Origin of the sequence: Micromonospora sp. NPDC093277 (assembly GCF_044765245.1) — a bacterium.
Lineage (GTDB): Bacteria > Actinomycetota > Actinomycetes > Mycobacteriales > Micromonosporaceae > Micromonospora.
In genome coordinates this window covers 39,760-57,906 of record NZ_JBIWJO010000009.1, presented here as the reverse complement: position 1 = coordinate 57,906, position 18,147 = coordinate 39,760, and the positions used below count along the sequence as shown (strand labels likewise).

Below are 18,147 nucleotides of genomic sequence, written 5' to 3'. Positions count from 1 at the left end.
ACCTGGTCCCCGGGACTGAAGCGGCCTCGCCATAACGTCACGGCTTGTCGAGCAGCTCGGCCAGTGCGGTGCCGCCCTGCGCGATGACCTGGCCGCCGGGATTGGCGACCACCATGATCCGATGGCAGCCGTCGAGCTCGACGTACGTCTGCGGGCCGTCGCCGGCCACTGACCACAGCAGCGCGAAGCGGCTGGCGTGCCTGCCGCACGGCTCCACCGGCCCGGCAGCCGTGAGGGCGTGCTCGATTGCCGTCCGGCGGTCCGCCTGTAGCACCGTCCCGTGCGCGAACTCTCCGCCGCCGTTCCCTTGCTCGCCCTTCGGCAGTTCATACACGCAGAGGCGGATCTGTTGCCCGGCGGGGAACGGCTCCGGCACGGCCCCGGGGCGGGGGCCCGGCTTCGCCGCCGTATACACCGACAGCATGTCTTTCCAACTCTGCCTGCAACCGGCTGCGGCGGCCCCGGCCGACTCGATCTCGGCAACAGGGCGGGTCGCCACGGTGGTCAGCGGCAGTGCGTCGAGGGCTTCACGTACCTCGATCCGCGGCTTTCCGCACGGGTCGCGGGGAATCTCGGGCCGCATCCACCGGCCGTTGGCGTCGACGACCGCCAGCCAGGGCTGCAACCACAGCTCGTAGGTGCACGCTCGGTCTGTGCGCGGCTCGTCCGGCAGGCGCAGCGCGGTAACGAGGGCGGCGACGTCGTCGCCACGACGTTCCGTCGCCACCAGGTCCTGGCCCCCGTCAGCGCGTCGCTGCGTCTCCTGTCCACAGATGACGACCACGTCCGGGGTGAAGTCAGCGTTGAGGCGGGGCAGGTGGGCCTGCTCGCCCGTCATCAAGAAGCCGCGCGTCGCCACCTCCGGTGCCGCCTCGACGCACGAAGCCCAGCGCCCTTGTCCGCCGGAGTTGCCCGCCGTCTGATTTGGAGGGACACGTTCACCTCCGGTGAGTATCTGCATGCCTCCGACACCCAGTGCGACCGCCGTAGCTATGGCGAGCACGCTGCTCCCGATGAGGCGCTGCCGGTGCCGGCGGACCCGCCTCGCCACCGCGCCAACCCGATCCACCGGCGACGGCAGCGGGGGAACAGCCTCGGTCAACAGGAGCTTGATCTCCTCATCTTCATGGTTCATTTCATGACCTCCACGCGGCAAACAGCTCAAGATTCGGATCGGTACGCAGAATCCGTAGGGCACGGGAGGCCTGCACCTTGACCGTGTTGTGCGAGCAACCGAGCACTTCCGCGGTCCGCTGGACCGTCAGGTCCTCGACGTAGCGGAGCACCACGATCGCCCGCTGCTGCCGGCTGAGCCGGGCCAAGGCGCGGCGTAACGCGTCCCGATCAGCGGACTCCCCCGCCATGTCGCTGTGTTCGGGCTTGTCCGGTGGTTGGCTTGGAATCTCGTTGCGCCAGCGACGCCGCCACCAGGACACGTACGTGGTAAACAGGGCCTTACGGACGTACGCGTCGGGATGTCCGACAGTCGTGATCGTGGCCCAGCGCCGCCAGACGTCCGCCAGGACCGTCTGTAACAGGTCCTCGGCCCGCCCGGCGTCACCGGTAAGCAGCCAGGCCGAACGCAGTAGCGCATCAGAGCGTGCCGCGACGAACTCGACGAAGCCCTCCGGCGGCCCCAGGTCCCGGGGTCGTTGCATGTTGATGTGTACCTCCCACCGCATGAACGCTCTGGGAGGACAGCGGGGTTAACGCACGGCCAGTCAAATCCGCACCCCGCGCCACACCGCTAGGCAGGGATCCGTAGAAGGGCACGCGCTGATGCGGAAGGACCGTCAGCCGCGCATCGCGGCACGCAGCAGGTGAACCGCCTGGCTCAGGACTTGCCGCAACGTCCGCAGCTGACGGGGATTCCACCTGGGGCGGTACGACTCTATCCCGAAGGCCCATGGGACGTTAGCGGCGAAGAGCTTGTCGTAGCAGTCGTCGCGCCGGCCGCCGCGGTCGCTCCATGGCCGGCCGGTGCTGTAGGCGGCGTCGGTGGCCCAGTTCCAGAGGTTCAGCCCGGCCTTCGGGTCGAGCGCCATTCGCCGACCTCGTAGCCACTCTTGAGCCGGCTCCAGGTCGGTCGCGACCACAAGCTCTTGGTCCGCTGGATCGCCGTCGGCAGCCCAACCTTTCGCATCTGCCATTGCCCAGCAGTCAGCTTCGGAGGCGAAGGTGTACAGGCGTCCCGCCCGGGCCGCAGCACGGTCCTCGTTGTCGATGTCCTGGCCCCACCACAGGTAGGTGACCTGTCCGTCGAACTTCAGGGCGGTTGGCCAACCCTTGATCGGAACGAGGTCGCCGTCGCGGCCCGAGAAATCGCGTTTCACGAGTGAGGACCATGCCATAGCCGGGGTTTGCGACAGCGCCGGCCACGCACCGAGGTCGACAACATCCGCGATGGTGGGGCCGTATGCGGCCGGCGCGACCGGTGTGGTCGGCTCGACCGAATCGATGGCGCCGGTTACTCCGGCGGCACCAGACGGCCTGGTGGAGTTCAACCATGTGAGTGCGGCCGGCATCGTGACGTACCCGGGCCTACCGAGACCAGCGATCACCCCACACCTGATCGGTGAGGCTTCCCGTACCCACGTTCCACGGGTGAGATCGGCGCGAGTGCACACGCGCCGGCAGGGGGGCGTGGCAGGGTAACGGCGTGATGGGTCAGCCAAGCGAGGCCGGCGATGATGGCGGCAGGGCGGTCCGACCTGCTGCGCAAACATGGGAGCCCGCAGCAGGCGACGTTCCTGGAATTGTTCTTCGACCTGGCGTTCGTCTTCGTCATCCAGCGGATCGCCCTGCGGGTGACCGAACATCTGGCCCGTCCCGGCCTCGCCGAGGCGTGGCCCGCTCTCACGGACGCCGGCAAGACGCTGCTGCTGCTCATGCCGCTGACCTGGGTCTGGACCATGACCGCGTGGACGACGGCCAGGCTGGACCCACGCCGGCTACCCGTACAGGCCATCGTCATCATGACCATGTTCGGTGTGCTGATCATGTCGGCTGGGCTACCGACCGCGTTCCACGGCGGCGGCCTGGCCTTCGCTGTACCGTACGTTTTCATCCAGGTCGGCCGGGTCGTCGTCCTCAAGGTCTTGCTGCGAGGGCACGAGCTGGAGAACAGGGTCACCCGTGACCTCGTCTGGTTCACGCTGACGGGCCTCCTGTGGATCGGCGGCGCGCTCACCCACGACGGGACCCGGGTGATTCTGTGGATCGCCGCAGCGGCCGGGGACTACCTGGCGGCCCGCCTAGGGTGGCCCGTGCCGAAGCTCGGCCGGGCCCGTGCCATCCCGTGGGCGGCGGCCGGCGAACATCTGGCCGACCGTTATCAGCAGTTCCTCCTGATCGCCCTCGGCGAATCGGTCCTGGCCCTCGCCATCGCCTACACCATGGGCCTGTACGACGTCGAGTCGACGGCGGCGTTCGTGATCGGCTTCGCCACCACCGTGCTGTTGTGGCGGATCTACTTCTACCGGGCCGGGCAGATCCTCGCCGACGCCATCGCCGCGTCGAAGGACCCCGCCAACCTCGGCCGGATGGCCGCCTTCACCCACTGGACCATGATCCTCGGCATCATCATCACCGCCATCGGATACGAACTGACCATCTCCCACCCGATCGGCCACACCAGGCTGGCCTGGCTGGTCTTCATCCTCGGCGGCCCCGCCCTGTACGTCGCCGGCCGCGCCCACTTCGAATACGTGGTCTTCGCCCGGGTCTCCCGCCCCCGCATCATCGGAGTCATCGTCCTCGTCCTCGCAGCCCCGCCGATGCACCTCCTACCACCGGTGCTGGTTTCCCTCACCGCCGCACTGATCCTGACCGGGATCGCCGCCACCGACGCGGCACGAGCCCGCGGGAAACCACTCGAGGCCCCATCACCACCCAGATAGGCGACTTGCCTCCGGCGTACGGTTCCGGTACAAGCTGGCCCGCTGTAGAACTGCGACTCGCCCAGCTGGACGAGCGAAATCGGCGAGCAGAACGCGGCGCCGCAGCCGCGCAGGTTGTGGGTGAAAGCTGGGCGACGCCGACTGAGATGGCGTGGTCACCGCGCGCGAGGCAGGAGCAGTGCACGCCCGCGGCGGGACGGGATGGCCGGGTCGGAGACCGCGCCGGCCCGCTGGGTTCGGGACTTGGTCTGCGCCGCCGGGGACAGTCGTGCGGCGACCCGGGCCAGCACCTTGTCACCCGGGGCGGCCGCCACGTGGAAGTGCCCGGCCGACGCCGGCTTGAGGTCGCCTCCCCACGCGATCGTGCCCTCGCAGTCGACCAGGATGTCGCGGACGATCGCCTCCTGGTGCGGCCACAACGACTCGCTGCCGCCGATGGGGTAGGCGCGCGGGTGCAGCGCCACCGCCGTACCGGAAAGGTAGTGGGATTCGTACGCGGCCTTCGCGGTACGCCCGGACCGGTAACCTTCGACGCCGCCCCCCTCGCCGGTGTCGAGCGCGGCGATCTCGTAGTGCCAGCGGCGAGCGACGTGCAGCAGGACCGCGCCCGCGTCGCCCTCGCGAAGGGCGACCGACGCCCTCGAGCCCTCGATCCGGTACGTGGTGATCGCACCCGCGTCGGGAGTCCAGACGGCGACGGGGGTGGAACGGGACGGGGAGACGGGGACGAGCGCCAGCGCCGCGGCGCCGAGAAGACTGCGTCGGGTGACCATTGTGATCCTCACTGACCGGGTTCGAGGAAGGAGACGCCGGGGTCGGCGTTCTCCCGCCAGACGTCGTGGTCCAGGCCCCAGCCGGCCTGGAAGTTGTACTCGCGGATCTGGTTGAACGACCAGTTGTCTGGCAGCGGAAACCCGAGGTTGCCGGAGTATCCCCAGGACATTGCGGAGACCATCGACCAGCGCGCGCCGACCTCGTGCGAGATTCGGATACACACGTTGCGGGAACCGTAGACGCCGAACGAGTAGTGGTTGCCGGCCTCGGCGAGCGCGTCCTTCACGCCACGGAAGTACGGCTTGATGTTGCTGTCGATGTCGACGTCCAGCGCGTCGTAGTCGACCGCGAAGTAGATGCACGTCCCGCCCGGCAGCCGATACGCGATCGCCTTCAGGTGCGCCTTGGTCCCCTGGTCGAAGCCCTTCTCGTAGGTGAAGTTGCCCAGCTGGGTCCCGTTGTACTGGAACAGCGGGAACAGCCGCAGCCCGGCGTTGAGGATCGTCTGCGGCTCGGTCGGCTTGAGCGCCTTGCCGAGGTAGGACGGATCGGTCGGTGGCAGGTGCTCGTCGAGGTAGCGGCCGACGATCCGGTAGCCGGCAGCGTACAGCTGCTGCCCCCGCGCCGCGGTGATCTCGGTGATGCAGTCGGCACCGGTGGCCGGCCGGTCGGTGTCGCCGCACGAGACGAGCAGCTGCGCCCAGGTCGTGTAGTCGTTCGTGCCGGTCACCGGGATCTGCGAGAAGCGCTGGAACGCCTGTACCCAACTCTGGTGGGTGCCGGTCGGGAAGTCGGTGCCGATGTCCGACGCCTTGTACGCGTACGGCTGCTGCCCGCCCGACCCGTCGGGTTCCATCGTCGGCGAGTTGAAGTAGCAGGCCGAGCGGAACAGGTAGCGCAGGTCGCCGGTGAGCGTGCCGGATCCCTTTCCGCGCAGGGCGGACTGGGTCCCGGGGCCGAAGTATCCGTTGATCGAGCCGAGCGCGATGCCGAGCTCGTACTGGAGGGCCATCATGAAGCCCTGCTGGACGTCGCGGGAGTAGTAGCCGTCGCAGGGCACCAGCCCCATGGCCGGGATGCCGACCTCGGCGACGTATCGGGCGTTCAGCCGCTGCTGGATGTGCTGGATCTCGACGTCACCGCCGGGCACCCGCTTGAACTGGTCCATCCGCATCAGCGCCTTGCAGATGTGGGGCCACATCTTCCTGCGCATCGTCGTGTCCGACCAGGACAGTCCGGCGTCGGTGTAGAGCTGCCGCAGCGCGGTCTCCGAGTCCCGCGTCCAGGCGCCCAGGTTCGTCGACGTCCAGTAGCCCTTGCACCAGAGGGCGCCGTTGTAGAGGTGGACGAGATTCGTGTTGATCTCGTCCTGCGGCAGCGTGTCGTGCGCCTTGACCGCGTTGAACGTGCCCGGGCCGAAGTTCTGCACGGTCGGTGAGATGCCGAGCTCCTGCTGCAGCCCCTGGGTGAACGAGAGAACCGTGCCCCAGCCGGTCCGCCCGTCCTCGGTGCAGTGGATGTAGCCGGAGGCGTTCTGGTAGGTCGCGTTCACCCATTTCTGGGCGGCGTAGACGTAGATGTCGGCAAGCCCGGTCCACGGCGCGGCCGGATCGATCGTCGAGCCCGGCTGGGCGTACATCGTGAGGTTGCCGGGGCAGTCGGTCTCTGGGTAGTCGGAGCCGTCGCAGTCCCGGTCTTCGTAGTGGAAGGAGTGCGGCAGGATCCGCGTGCCGGTGGGTACGGGCGCCTCGGTGCGCAGGAACTGGATGAGGTCGCGGTATGCGCGCAGCATCGCTTCGGTCGCGGTGTGATCGGCCCGCATCACGGCGCAGATCGAGTAGAAGTTCGCGTTGCGCCCATAGATCCCGATGTGGCCGCAGTGGTTCGCCTCGCCGCGCTCGAATCCCCGGCCCTCGTAGATCTCGCCGTGCTTGCAGATCAGGAAGTTGTAGGCGATGTCCCCGTTGAAGTCGTCGCTCGACGTGTGCTCCTCGTACACCCCGGCGATGTCGACGACGCACTCGAGGTGGTCGTTGTAGTCGTTGTTCGGCAGGGCCGGGCCGCGGTAGTGGATGAACACGCCGGCCACCGGACTCCAGTCGGAGTTGTTGCTGGGCGCGGGCGGCGCGGCGGCCTTGTCCTTGCCGTTGATGACGAACTCGGCCCAGACCGAGCGCGGATGAATCGTGACCGACATGGTCCTGAGGTTCCGGTGGCGGCGCACGCCCGGGCAACACGTTTCGGTCCTGCCCAAAACATCTTGCCCGAACCCCGAGCCGATGACGATCGTCGATCCCGTACGAATGTCGAGGCTTCTTTGGGGGACATGGTGCAGACGGGGATACGGCGCCGGATCGCACGGATGGCGCTGGTGCTGGTCACGGTCGCGGCCGGGACGATGATGATCGGTTCGCCCGCGCTGGCCGAGGGCGAGGACCCGAACACGTCGGGGTGCTCGCCGGCGACCACGGTGCGGGAGTTCACGGCCGCGAAGACCGGGATTCGCATCGAGCTGCGGTACTCGGACAACTGCGACGGGGCGTGGGCGCGCTCGACCCAGCCAGGCAACAACCGGTACGGCACGGCCATCTTCCTGCAGTCCACCGACGGGCTGCTCTACACCCACCAACTAGGCCACAGCTCGCAGGAGTGGACCCCCAAGGCGAACTGGACCCGCACGCTGCGGGCCTGCTACGGCTGGGGCTGGATCGGCCCCGCGTGGAACAACTACCAGAGCTTCGAATGCACGTCGTGGTGGTGACGGAGACGGGCTGGGGCGCCCGGGTGATCCGGGCGCCCTCGCCCAGGGATTAGCGGGCCATCCGGGCTTGCTGGGCCGCGCCTGGTGGTCAGCGGTCGCCGTGTGGACCGGGGGCAGCGCTGCCCTCGTAACTGGCAAGGTCCGACACCAGATGGGTGAGTTCGGTGTCGTTGTCGTAGCGGCGCTGGTGCAGTGCGGCGATCTTCGCGGCCATGTCCGGATCATCGTCGTCGACCACGTCGTAGGACACAAACTTGTCGACCAGCGGCAGCCCGATCATGTCCGTGTGGTGGTGAGCCGGGTGGATCAGGTACTGCCAGTACCCCTCCAGGTCTTCGATCGCGTAGATCGCGGCGATCTCGTACTCACCACCGAAGTCACGGCCGACGATGAAGGACTTCACTGACGGGATCACCCGCCCCTGGTTTCGCAGGCTCTCCACCGCCTCCTCGAACTTCTCCGGCGCCACACCCGGCTTGATGCTCATCCGCGTGCTGTGATAGATCATCGGCCTTCTCCTTTATCTCGTCCGGTACCGGACATCCGCCGTTCAGGCGTCGCTCATGGCTGCGCCACTCGAATCCGTGAGAGGGTTCGAGATCGATGAGCTCGTTGTAGTAGCACCAGGTCGAACGGAGCGAGGGAGACACACAGCTCATGTGTGGTGGTCAATTGTCTGCCTGCCCTCTCTATCGGGACGACACCAGCCTGCTCGGACGCACCGGCGGCAACCAGGGAAGGGACTTCCCTGGTACGTGCGCGATGAGGGCTGGGCGTCGGTCAGGAGGTACGGGCGTCGTAGTCCTCGCGGCTGGTGAGGACCTGGTCCATGTGGTCCTGTGCCCAGTGCCGGATGCCGCGCGTCATGTCGTGGAGCGAGAAACCGAGGTCGGTCAGCCCGTAGGTGACGGTGACGGGGACGGTTGGCGTCACCGTGCGGGTGATCAGGCCATCACGTTCCAGTGACCGCAGGGTCTGCGTCAACATCTTCTGGCTGGCCCCCGCCAGTAGGCGCGAGATCTCGGAATAGCGCATGGACGTGGCAGCACCTGCCGCCTCGGAAGGATCGGAGGTGTCGCCCCCGAGTGCGCACAGCACCAGCACGACCCACTTGTCCGAGATCCGGTCGAGAAGCTGACGACTCGGGCATGCCGCCATGAAGGCGTTGTACTCCACCTTGGCCTGCTCTCGTCTCTGCGCAGCGTTCATCGTCGCCAACCGGATCACATCTGTTCCTGTGGGTGGGTTACGCACCTTGAAGTGCCTACTTCCTCCTAGAAAGTTACTCCCCAACTATTGAATCAGGGAGGCGAAAAGCGCTACCCGCTGATCAAGGAGCAGGACAAGCACGATGAACACACCTATGACCGCCCTTCCCGGCGGCACCTGGACTCTGGGCGACTCGACCATCACCCGGTTCGGCTACGGCGCGATGCAGCTCGCCGGCCCGTGGGTCATGGGGCCGCCCGGCGACCACGACGGCGCCCTCGCGGTACTGCGCGAGGCGGTCGATGCCGGGATCACCCACATCGACACCAGTGCCGCCTACGGGCCACGGGTCACCAACGAGCTGATCCGGGAGGCACTGCACCCCTATCCCGGGCGGTTGCTCATCGCGACCAAGGTGGGGGCGAACCGCGACGCACAGGGCGGCTGGCCCACCGCTAGGCGACCCGAAGATCTGCGCAAGCAGGTCCACGAGAACCTCGAGTCCCTCGGCGTCGAGACACTCGACCTGGTCAACATGCGCATGGGCAATGCCGAAGGCCACGAGTCCGGCTCCCTCGCCGAAGCGTTCGAGACACTCGTCGAGCTCCAGCGGGAGGGACTGATCCGTCATCTCGGTGTCAGCAACGTAACCGCGGAGCAGGTCGCCGAGGCGCAGAGCATCGCTCCGATCGTGTGCGTGCAGAACATGTACAACCTTGCCTACCGCGACGACGACGACCTCATCGACCGGCTCGCCGCCGACGGCGTGGCCTACGTGCCGTTCTTTCCGCTCGGCGGCTTCACGCCCCTCCAGTCCGCGACGCTCTCAGGCGTCGCTGACCGGCTGGGGGCAACGCCGGTGGCGGTCGCTCTGGCCTGGCTGCTGCAACGCTCACCGAACATCCTGCTCATCCCAGGTACGTCATCGGCGGCGCATCTGCGTGAGAACATCGCCGGCGCCGGGCTCTCCCTCTCTGAGCAGGACGTGGCCGAGCTGAACAGCATCGGCCGCTGACCAGCCGACGGTGAGCCTCCTCAGGCAGGAAGCACAGCGGCGAACTCGTGGATGTCGCCAGCGACAATAGCCAGCTCCTCATGCGGTGCGAAGTGCCCGCCGCGGTCAAAGCGGGTGTAGCGCACAACATGGTAGGTCCGCTCGGCGTACTCGCGCGGCGGCACGGAGATGTCGTACGGGAAGGCGGCGACAGCGGTCGGCACGTCGCCCATCACCGGCCGAGGCAGAGGGTGCGCGAGGTGGTCGAAGTAGGGCCGGAAGGACGTGCCGATCGTGTTGGTGAACCAGTAGAGCGAGGCCTGCACCAGGATCTCGTCGTCGCTCCATCGAGCGGTGACGTCTCCACCGCAGTCGCTCCAGGCACGGTACTTCTCAAGGATCCAGGCCAACAGGCCGACCGGAGAATCTGTCAGGCCGTATGCCAGGGTCAGGGGTCTGGTCTGCTGCTGGTGCTGGTAGGCCCCGCCGTCGCTGGTCCAGGATTCGATGCCTGCCAGATAGGCCTCCTCGGCTGCCGTGAGGTCACTGTGGTCGGCGGCCGCCATGACAGCCATCAGATGGATGCCTGCGACCGCTTCGGGATGCGCGGCGCCGAGACGCGAGGTGATCCCGGCGCCGAGATCGCCCCCGTGCGCGACGTAGCGGTGGTGGCCGAGCCCTGACATGAGGCGGTGCCAGAGCTCGTACGTCGGGACCTCGGCCGGAGCCGCGGCAGGCTGATCGGAGAACGTGAACCCGGGCAGCGACGGTACGACCACATCGTGCCCGAGGTCGGCAAGCCGGTGCGCCAGGGGAATCATCTCGGCGAAGGTGCTCGGCCAACCGTTGGTCAGGATCAGCGGAAGACCTCTCCGCTGCTCCGCGCGCACGTGGAGGAAATGCACCCGCTGCCCGCTGACGGTCGCGATGCGCTGCGGCTCACCATTCAGACGGCGTTCGTGACCGCGCCAGTCGAACCCGTCGGCCCAATAGCCAACGAGGCGTGCCAGGACGTCCCGGTCGGTTCCTGCCGACCAGGCGGGCTCCGGCCAGTCTCGGGGCCACCGTGTCGACGACAGGCGGTGTCGCAGATCTGTGACGTCATGGTCCGGCACCCCGATGGCGAAGTCGGCAACGTCGAGTGTGCTCATCACTCCTCCGGAAACTCAGCGCGCCTGAGTCGCTCTGATGCCGAGGCGGTCTTGACAAGGTCTGCCTTTCTCGTTGTCGCCGCTGTCACGACGGCACCAGCCTGTGCGTACGCGCCGGGGGCAGCCAGGGAAGCCTCTTCCCTGCCACGTGGGCGACGAGGGTGCTGCGATGTGGCACAAGCCCACCAACAACGGGGCAACCAGGAGACGACCCGAGGAGTTCTGATGTCACTCAACCTGTTCACGCCCGACGACACCGCGATCCTGCTCATCGACCACCAGATTGGCACGATGAGCTGGGTCCGCTCCACCGATCACGCCGAGATGCTGGCCAACGCCGTCGCGCTGGCCAAGGCGGCCAAGGCGCTCGGCCTCCCGCTCGTCCTGACGACGTCCCTGGAGGACCATGACCAGGGTCCCCTGGCTCCCGAGATCGCCACCGTCGCCCCCGAGGAGTACGCCGCCCGCATTCAGCGCATCGGCGTGGTCAACGCCATGGACGACCCTGCCTTCGCGGCCGCCGTTGCCGCGACTGGCCGCCGCAACCTGGTCATCGCCGGGGTCACCAACGACGTCTGCACGGTATATCCGACCCTGACCGCGCTCGGCCAGGGCTACAGGGTCCAAGTCGTCGCCGACGCCGGGGGATCGATGAGCACCCAGGCAGACGAGGTCGCCCTACGGCGGATGGAGAACGCCGGCGCCGGGATCACCTCCACCAACATGATCCTCACCGAACTCGCCAAGAGCTGGGCCAGCCCCGCCGGCCAGGCCCTGATCCCGATCGTCGGCGAGTTGATCCCGTCTTGACCACTGACGGTTCCGACCCGCTCCCGGATGCCTTCGCCCGTCATCCTGGTGGTTCGCCCACCTGGCCGCCGACACTGCCAGTGTCGTCACCGATCCCTTCGATCTGGCCCACGTTGTGGCGAGCTACTCCGGCACGGCCGCGCTCAAGGCAGGGTTCGAGCACTACCGCACGCTCCTTGACGACGGCCAGACCAACAAGGCCTGGTACGCGGCCGGCGGTCGCCTCCGCATGCCGACCCTGGCAGTCGGCGGGGAGCATGCCGTCGGCTCCCGTCTGGCCGAGGCCCTGCGCGACGTAGCACCCGCAGTGGCCGCCGGCGTCGTACCTGGCAGCGGTCACTTCGTCGCAGAGGAGAACCCGGAGGCCTTGCTCGCGGTCATCACCCCCTTCCTCACTGGCACGAACGGAGCAGACCGATGAGCATCCCGTACCTGGCCCAGTCCGACCAGCACCAACAGCTGGAGTGGCTCGACGGCGGCACCCTCTCCCTGCTGCTCGACGGCGCCGCAACCGGCGGCAGCCTAACCGTCGGCCGATTCGCCGTGTCCAAGGGCGAGGCGCCGCCGTTTCACCTGCATACCCGCGAGGACGAGGTGTTCCTCCTCCTGCAGGGCAGCGCCCTCGTGTGGGCGGGTGAGGAACGGATGGAGCTGGCCGAAGGCGGCATCGTCTACCTGCCCCGCAACATCCCGCACGGTTACCGCATCACCTCGGCCACCGCGGACCTCTTGATGATCTGCACGCCAGCCGGCATCGAGGGCATGTTCCGCCAGGCCGGCCGCGACCGCGCCGCCCCGCGCCCCGACGGTTTCGAGATCGACCCGGCCGTCATGGCACAGGCCGCCGATGCGTACGGCCAGATCATCGTGGGCCCGCCACGCTGAACGTTCCACTTGGCGACCGAAAGGAGCTGGTCAGGGGGCACGGTGCCGCTTCACAAACCTGCCTGGAATTTCGGCCAGACATATGGACGGTCAGTTCGCATCATGTTTATATGTACGCACCATCCACATAACCTGGAAGGAACCCACCATGAGTACCACCCGCACAGCCCTCGTCACCGGCGGCTCCGGCGGCATCGGCGGCGCTGTCGTCGAGCGCCTCGCCCAGGACGGCTTCGCCGTCGCCATCCACCACGCCGGCAACGCCGACCGCGCCGAGAAGCTCGCCGCGACGGTCCGCGAGCGCGGCGGCCATGCGATCACCGTCGGCGGTGACGTCGCCGACGAGGTCGCGATGGCCACAGCGTTCGACCGCATCGAGGCGGAGCTCGGCGGCATCGACGTCGTCGTCAACACCGCCGGGATCATGCTGCTCTCGCCGATCGCGACCCTCGACCTCGCCGACCTCGACCGGATGCACCGCACAAACATCCGAGGCACGTTCGTCGTCTCCCAGCTGGCGGCCAACCGTGTACGTACCGGCGGGGCGATCATCAACTTCTCCACCTCGGTGACCCGCACGCAGTTCCCGGCCTACGGCGCGTACGTCGCCTCGAAGGCCGCGGTCGAGGGCATCACCCTGATCCTGGCCCGCGAGCTGCGTGGCCGTGACATCACGGTCAACACCGTCGCCCCAGGGCCGACCGCCACGCCGCTGTTCCTCGACGGGAAAAGCGAGGAGCTGATCGCTCAGATCGCCTCGACCAACCCGATGGATCGCCTCGGCGCGCCTTCGGACATCACCGAGACCGTCGCCTTCCTCGCCGGCCCGGCCCGCTGGGTCAACGGCCAGGTGCTGTTCACCAACGGCGGCATGGCCTGAGCACCGCCACGTCAGGCGGTATGCCGGCGGTCCCGCGTTCGCCTGACCCTAGACTCGGCCGCACCAGCCGAAGGAGGCAGCCGTGACAGAGCCTGAAGCGCTTCCCGAGCGCCGCGGCCGGGGCCGCCGGCCCGCCGACGAGGTCCGGGCTGACGTGCTCAAGACGGTCGGAGAGCTGCTCCTCGAGGAAGGCACCGCCGACCTCACCTTCGAACGCGTCGCCCGGCACGCCGGGGTCAGCAAGACGACGCTCTACAAGTGGTGGCCGTCGAAGGGCGCTCTCGCCCTCGACGGCTACTTCCACGCCGTGCAACCAGCCCTGGCCTTCCACGACACCGGCGACATCCGCGCCGATCTGGTCGACCAGCTGCGCGCCTTCGCCGACATCATGACCACGGCACCCGGTGGACGAGCGCTCCTCGAGTTGATCGGCCAGTCCCAGACCGACCCCGACCTCTCCACCGCGCTACGCAGGCTTTACACCTCCGAGCGCCGCCGCCTCGCTGGCGAACGGCTTGCAGCCGCCCAGGAGGCGGGCGAGATCCGCGCCGACGTCGACGTCCAAGTGCTGGTCGATCAGCTGTGGGGTGCCACGTATTATCGCCTGCTCGTCCCTGACGAGCCCGTCACCGATGACTTCCTCGTCGCGCTCGTCGGCAACCTGTTGGACGGCATCGCGCCGCGGTGACGGCCCGGCCAGCGCCGTCATCAACGGCCTGACCACCCGTCATCCGCGGCCGCTACCGCGGCGGTCGGAACGGGCGCAGGAACCTGACGCCGTCCTCGATGGTGCCCTCCATGAGTTCCAGGAGCCGCGGGACGAGTTCGGTCATCCGCGGTGCGTTCAGGTGGCGGTGCAGCGCCTCGCGGGTCTCCCAGCGCTCAAGGATGATGAAGGTTCCGGGCTCGCCCTCCACCTCGTGCGCCTCGTAGTCGATGTTGCCGGTGTCGTTGCGTGACGGGCTTATGGCCCGGGTCAGGAATGCCTTCATCTCGGCCTCCTGCCCGGGCTTGGACCGGGCTTCCCAGATCAGAGTGACGTAGCCGGCCGGCGTCGCCTTGTCGCTCATGATGCTTCCTTCCGTCTATGTCGGGACGGAACCAGTCTTTGGGTGCGCGCCGGCCGTAACCAGGTAAGCGTCTTCCCTGCCATACGCGTCAAACAGGCTGCCGCACCGGTCGTGCGCGGCAGTACCGCCGAGCCCGACGGTCCTGGTCAGGCCGCTGCACGCAGGCGCTCAAGCCGCTCCGCTGCATCGCTTCCGGCCGCCGCCGTCAAAACGACCACCTTCAGGTCGGAGTCGGGGACGGTCAGCGTGTCACTGTCGACGGTGATATCGCCGACGTCCGGGTGGTGAACCGTCAGAACAAGGCTCCGGTGCGCCGCGACGCTGCCCTCGGCCCACAGCTCGACGAACCGTGGGCTCTCGTTCCGGAGCATCGTGAGCAGCGACTCGAAACCTGGATCGTCCGCCGCGTACGCCGCCGTACGACGCAGGTCAGCCACGAGCGCCCGCTTGAACGCCTCCGCACCGGCCTCCGGATACGCAACGACCATCGACGTCTTGTTCACGAACATGTCGACCACCAGGTTCTGCCCCGGGACGTCCATCGGCGACGGCCTGAGGAACAGCTTGTCGTGCAACGGAGTCGCCGCGAGCATCGTCCAGTCCGCCGCGAACACCGCCAGCGGCAGGTCGGCCATCCGCGCCAACATGCGCTGCACTCCCGGTGGAATATGGTGCGAAATCCTTCCCGGACCGGGCGGCGCGAGGCCGGCGGCCCGATAGAGCAGGTCGGCCTCCGTGCGGTCGAGTTGTAGAGCTCGTGCCAGGGAAGCGACAACCTGGGGCGATGGTGTCTGCCATCGCCCCTGCTCCAACCTGGTGATGTAGTCCGAGCTCACGCCGGCCAGTTGTGCCAGTTCCTCCCGGCGCAGCCCCTTGGCGCGGCGGCGCCCGTACGAGAGCAACCCGACATCCGACGGGACCAGCCGCTCCCGCCACACCCGGATCAGACTGGCCAGCGAGTGGACATCTGCGGACACCCCGCCATTGTATGGGTGGTCGGGGACGGTGAGGTTCACTTACGACCTTCACTGGCATCGGTGACCTGCTGGGTCCCGATCATCGACGGTCCACAGGCTGGTACGAGTCTTACTAGGAAGTCCCTGGCCTGTGCACACGCGCTCCAACGCAACAGGCTGAAGGGGTCAGCCCGGCCGGGCCGCGATGTCACGGTGCCGCTGATGCTGACAGCGGCGTTCCCGATCGGCATCACCAACGTCGCCACCGACCACGCCGGGCTCTTGCCCGTCCGCGGCAACGCCTGACCCGAGGAGAGGAAGAGCGCATGGAGATCAAGGGTCAGGTTGCCCTGGTTACCGGGGCGAACCGCGGGCTTGGCCGGCGTTTCGTCACCGAACTGCTGGGCCGGGGAGCGGCGAAGGTGTACGCGGCCGCGCGGAACCCTGAGACGGTCGACGTGCCGGGGGCGGTGCCGCTGCGCTTGGACGTAACCGACGACAAGTCGGTGGAGGCGGCCGCGGCGGCGGGTGACGTGACCCTGCTGATCAACAACGCCGGGGTCGCGACGCTCAGCTCGTTCATCGGCAGCGACCTCGCGAATGCGCGGCAGGAGATGGAGGTGAACTTCTGGGGCATGCTACGCATGGTGCGGGCCTTCGCGCCCATCCTCGACCTCAACGGCGGCGGGGCCATCCTCAATGTCCTCTCACAGAGCTCGTTTCGGGCGTTCGGGTTCGCCGATACCTACGGGGCGGCGAAGGCCGCCGCGTGGCAGCTGACCAACGGCGTCAGGCTGGAGCTGGCCGGACAGGGCACGCAGGTCATCGCCCTGGCCATGGCGCTGGTGGACACGGACATGTCGGCATGGGCGAAGAGCGAGCAGGGGTGGTCGCTGGCCGACCCGGCCGACGTGGTCCGGGCCGCGCTCGACGGTGTCGAGGCCGGTGCTCTGGAGGTGTACGGCGACCAGATGACCCGCGAGTGGCGCGCCCGCCTGGGTGAGCCGACCGAGTCGCTCTACCCGGACGCGGTCCGCACCACAGCCGAACAGACACGCGCACCGGCTCCCGCCCGCACGCCTCAGCAACCGCACAAAGGGGATCGAACATGAACAAGCTCGCCCTCATCACCGGTGCCAGCTCCGGCATCGGAAGGGCGTACGCCGACCGGTTCGCCGCTGACGGATACGATCTGATCGTCGTCGGTCGGCGCGGTGACCGCCTCGAGCAGATCGTCGCCGCTCGCCCGGAGGTCAACGTGCGGCCCGTGGTCGCCGACCTCTCGACCGATGCCGGGGTCGACGCCGTGGCGCAGCTGTGTGCCACCGAACCGTTGACCGTACTCGTCAACAACGCCGGCGTCGCCCACTACATGCCCTTGGCCGACCTGTCCGCGGAGAAGGCTCGCGAACTGGCCCACATCAAGGTCGTCGCACCGACGATGCTCACCCGCGCGGCTGTCGTCGGCATGCAGAAGCGCGGCAAGGGAACGATCATCAACGTCTCCGGCATGATCGCCTTCAGCGGCCCGGTACCGACTTCACTCATGCCTCGTCGAGCGATCTACGCCGGCGGGCTCGCGTTCGCGGTCACCATGTCACAGACCCTCAACGCAGAACTCGAGGGGACCGGCGTACGCGTCCAGGTGGTCTGCCCGGGCGTGGTCGCCACAGAGTTCCACGAGCGGCAGGGAATGGACCTCAGCCAGATCCCGCGCATGAGTGCCGAGGACGTCGTGACCGCGAGCCTGCGCGGCATGGAGCTGGGCGAAGTGGTCGTCGCACCCGGCGTGGAGGACGCGGGTCTTCTTGCCACGGTCTTCGCCGCCGAACTCGCTGCCTTCAGTGGCCAGAGCCCTGAACTGGCATCGCGCTACCAAAAGTCCTGACCGGCGCAGGCGAAGGGACACCGCGCCTGCCTCCGCAGGGTCGGCGGCTCAGGCATCGAGGCCGCCGACCCTCGTGGCGCGGCATCCGGGGCTACGCGGGCACTGTGGCCGGCGTTTTGGGCCGGTCCTGTCGATCATGACAGCCAGTTGACGGCCGCGATGAGGACGGGGCTGGGCCGGTGTAGAGGTGCCCGTTCGGCGTAGCGGGTGGCCAGGTCGCGCCACTGCTTGAGCCGGTTGAAGCAGCGTTCCACCACGTTGCGCTTGCGGTAGATCGCCTAAGTGGATGGCCTGCTGCCGGCGCTGCCCGGCAGCCCGGCGAAGGTCTGGAATGCTTCGCCCATGCCTTCCTACCCGCCTACCTTCGCCGACCAGGTCGTCGCACAGCCAGCCCATGCCCAGTTCGAGGCGTTCCTCGACGAGCACCGCGGCGCGCTCAATGGCTGCTTGGACGGGCTGACAGAGGAACAGGTGCGCCGATCGTTGGTGGCCTCCCGGACCACGCTGCTGGGGCTTGTGAAGCACGCGACTTTCGTCGAGAAGGTCTGGTTTGACGAAGCCGTAACATGCCGATCGCGCGCTGAGATCGGCATCCCTGCGAGGTCAGAGGAGTCGTTCGTCCTCAATGACGACGACACGATCGTCACCGTCCAGCACGCACACCGCGAAGCCTGCGAAGCATCACGCCATGCGACGTCATCCCTGGGTCTGGACGACATCCTTCACGGGCATCGGCGGGGCCCGCTTCCGCTGCGGTGGGTGTATCTCCACGTGCTGCGCGAGCTCGCCCAGCACTGCGGGCACGCAGACATTCTTCGAGAGCAACTCGTCAACGAGTAGTGCCGGACGTCCGCGGACGTCGGCCAGGTC

At 67.9% G+C, this 18,147-nt stretch carries 21 protein-coding genes and 1 pseudogene; 11 read left to right on the top strand and 11 right to left on the bottom strand.

Annotated features, from left to right (window positions below; all coding sequences use genetic code 11):
- Positions 1–37: 37 nt before the first annotated feature.
- From ACIRG9_RS20700 to ACIRG9_RS20690, 3 genes are all read right to left on the bottom strand, one after another.
- A complete protein-coding gene (locus ACIRG9_RS20700) occupies positions 38–1,198 on the bottom strand; it encodes a hypothetical protein (RefSeq protein WP_402858064.1) in 1,161 nt (386 codons plus the stop codon).
- Entirely contained in the window at positions 1,137–1,682 is a 546-nt protein-coding gene (locus ACIRG9_RS20695) for a SigE family RNA polymerase sigma factor (RefSeq protein WP_402858062.1), read from the bottom strand. The genes ACIRG9_RS20700 and ACIRG9_RS20695 overlap by 62 nt, the downstream gene beginning before the upstream one ends.
- 111 nt (positions 1,683–1,793) lie before the next feature.
- Positions 1,794–2,504, bottom strand: coding sequence for a hypothetical protein (locus ACIRG9_RS20690; RefSeq protein WP_402858060.1), 711 nt, complete (start codon positions 2,502–2,504; stop codon positions 1,794–1,796).
- Between the two features lie 183 nt (positions 2,505–2,687).
- On the opposite strand from ACIRG9_RS20690, the gene ACIRG9_RS20685 reads away from it, so the two are divergent.
- Positions 2,688–3,899, top strand: a complete 1,212-nt coding sequence (locus ACIRG9_RS20685) for a low temperature requirement protein A (RefSeq protein ID WP_402858058.1) — start codon at positions 2,688–2,690, stop codon at positions 3,897–3,899.
- 155 nt (positions 3,900–4,054) lie between these two features.
- Here ACIRG9_RS20685 and ACIRG9_RS20680 read toward each other — a convergent pair whose 3' ends face one another.
- On the bottom strand, positions 4,055–4,672 hold the full coding sequence (locus ACIRG9_RS20680; protein WP_402858056.1) for a hypothetical protein: 618 nt from the start codon (positions 4,670–4,672) through the stop codon (positions 4,055–4,057).
- 8 nt (positions 4,673–4,680) lie between these two features.
- Positions 4,681–6,870, bottom strand: coding sequence for a glycoside hydrolase domain-containing protein (locus ACIRG9_RS20675; RefSeq protein WP_402858053.1), 2,190 nt, complete (start codon positions 6,868–6,870; stop codon positions 4,681–4,683).
- 165 nt (positions 6,871–7,035) lie between these two features.
- Between ACIRG9_RS20675 and ACIRG9_RS20670 the strand changes: the two genes are divergently transcribed.
- Complete coding sequence (locus ACIRG9_RS20670) at positions 7,036–7,434, top strand: DUF2690 domain-containing protein (RefSeq protein ID WP_402858050.1); 399 nt, start codon at positions 7,036–7,038, stop codon at positions 7,432–7,434.
- A gap of 88 nt (positions 7,435–7,522) precedes the next feature.
- On the opposite strand, the gene ACIRG9_RS20665 is transcribed toward ACIRG9_RS20670, so the two are convergent.
- Both ACIRG9_RS20665 and ACIRG9_RS20660 read right to left on the bottom strand, forming a co-directional pair.
- The gene (locus ACIRG9_RS20665; protein ID WP_402858047.1) at positions 7,523–7,942 is read right to left on the bottom strand and encodes a Dabb family protein; all 420 of its coding nucleotides are present in this window, start codon (positions 7,940–7,942) and stop codon (positions 7,523–7,525) included.
- A gap of 272 nt (positions 7,943–8,214) precedes the next feature.
- Positions 8,215–8,652 (bottom strand): winged helix-turn-helix transcriptional regulator, encoded by a 438-nt coding sequence (locus ACIRG9_RS20660; protein ID WP_402858044.1) that lies wholly within the window; start codon positions 8,650–8,652, stop codon positions 8,215–8,217.
- Between the two features lie 145 nt (positions 8,653–8,797).
- On the opposite strand from ACIRG9_RS20660, the gene ACIRG9_RS20655 reads away from it, so the two are divergent.
- On the top strand, positions 8,798–9,658 hold the full coding sequence (locus tag ACIRG9_RS20655; RefSeq protein WP_402858769.1) for an oxidoreductase: 861 nt from the start codon (positions 8,798–8,800) through the stop codon (positions 9,656–9,658).
- A 20-nt stretch (positions 9,659–9,678) separates the two neighbouring features.
- Here ACIRG9_RS20655 and ACIRG9_RS20650 read toward each other — a convergent pair whose 3' ends face one another.
- A complete protein-coding gene (locus tag ACIRG9_RS20650) occupies positions 9,679–10,788 on the bottom strand; it encodes an epoxide hydrolase family protein (protein WP_402858041.1) in 1,110 nt (369 codons plus the stop codon).
- A 225-nt stretch (positions 10,789–11,013) separates the two neighbouring features.
- On the opposite strand from ACIRG9_RS20650, the gene ACIRG9_RS20645 reads away from it, so the two are divergent.
- The 5 genes from ACIRG9_RS20645 to ACIRG9_RS20625 all read left to right on the top strand — a co-directional run bounded on the left by ACIRG9_RS20645 (position 11,014) and on the right by ACIRG9_RS20625 (position 14,051).
- Positions 11,014–11,598, top strand: a complete 585-nt coding sequence (locus ACIRG9_RS20645) for an isochorismatase family protein (protein ID WP_402858038.1) — start codon at positions 11,014–11,016, stop codon at positions 11,596–11,598.
- Between the two features lie 115 nt (positions 11,599–11,713).
- Complete coding sequence (locus ACIRG9_RS20640) at positions 11,714–12,019, top strand: alpha/beta fold hydrolase (RefSeq protein ID WP_402858035.1); 306 nt, start codon at positions 11,714–11,716, stop codon at positions 12,017–12,019.
- Positions 12,016–12,483, top strand: a complete 468-nt coding sequence (locus tag ACIRG9_RS20635; protein ID WP_402858032.1) for a cupin domain-containing protein — start codon at positions 12,016–12,018, stop codon at positions 12,481–12,483. Before ACIRG9_RS20640 ends, ACIRG9_RS20635 begins: the two co-directional genes overlap by 4 nt.
- Positions 12,484–12,631: 148 nt before the next feature.
- The gene (locus ACIRG9_RS20630) at positions 12,632–13,363 is read left to right on the top strand and encodes an SDR family oxidoreductase (protein ID WP_402858766.1); all 732 of its coding nucleotides are present in this window, start codon (positions 12,632–12,634) and stop codon (positions 13,361–13,363) included.
- Between the two features lie 82 nt (positions 13,364–13,445).
- A complete protein-coding gene (locus ACIRG9_RS20625) occupies positions 13,446–14,051 on the top strand; it encodes a TetR/AcrR family transcriptional regulator (RefSeq protein WP_402858029.1) in 606 nt (201 codons plus the stop codon).
- Between the two features lie 52 nt (positions 14,052–14,103).
- Here the strand turns inward: ACIRG9_RS20625 and ACIRG9_RS20620 are convergent, their stop codons facing one another.
- Positions 14,104–14,433, bottom strand: coding sequence for a putative quinol monooxygenase (locus tag ACIRG9_RS20620; protein WP_402858026.1), 330 nt, complete (start codon positions 14,431–14,433; stop codon positions 14,104–14,106).
- Between the two features lie 146 nt (positions 14,434–14,579).
- Positions 14,580–15,410: a helix-turn-helix transcriptional regulator gene (locus ACIRG9_RS20615; protein ID WP_402858023.1), complete on the bottom strand. Its 831-nt coding sequence runs from the start codon at positions 15,408–15,410 to the stop codon at positions 14,580–14,582.
- Between the two features lie 305 nt (positions 15,411–15,715).
- Here ACIRG9_RS20615 and ACIRG9_RS20610 point away from each other — a divergent pair, with 305 nt between their 5' ends.
- A complete protein-coding gene (locus ACIRG9_RS20610; protein ID WP_402858020.1) occupies positions 15,716–16,501 on the top strand; it encodes an SDR family oxidoreductase in 786 nt (261 codons plus the stop codon).
- Positions 16,498–17,277, top strand: a complete 780-nt coding sequence (locus tag ACIRG9_RS20605; RefSeq protein WP_402858017.1) for an SDR family NAD(P)-dependent oxidoreductase — start codon at positions 16,498–16,500, stop codon at positions 17,275–17,277. The genes ACIRG9_RS20610 and ACIRG9_RS20605 overlap by 4 nt, the downstream gene beginning before the upstream one ends.
- Positions 17,278–17,411: 134 nt before the next feature.
- Here ACIRG9_RS20605 and ACIRG9_RS20600 read toward each other — a convergent pair.
- Positions 17,412–17,555, bottom strand: a pseudogene (locus tag ACIRG9_RS20600) (IS5/IS1182 family transposase); the annotation flags it as partial.
- Positions 17,556–17,559: 4 nt separating this feature from the next.
- On the opposite strand from ACIRG9_RS20600, the gene ACIRG9_RS20595 reads away from it, so the two are divergent.
- Positions 17,560–18,117, top strand: a complete 558-nt coding sequence (locus ACIRG9_RS20595; RefSeq protein ID WP_402858014.1) for a DinB family protein — start codon at positions 17,560–17,562, stop codon at positions 18,115–18,117.
- Positions 18,118–18,147: the final 30 nt, after the last annotated feature.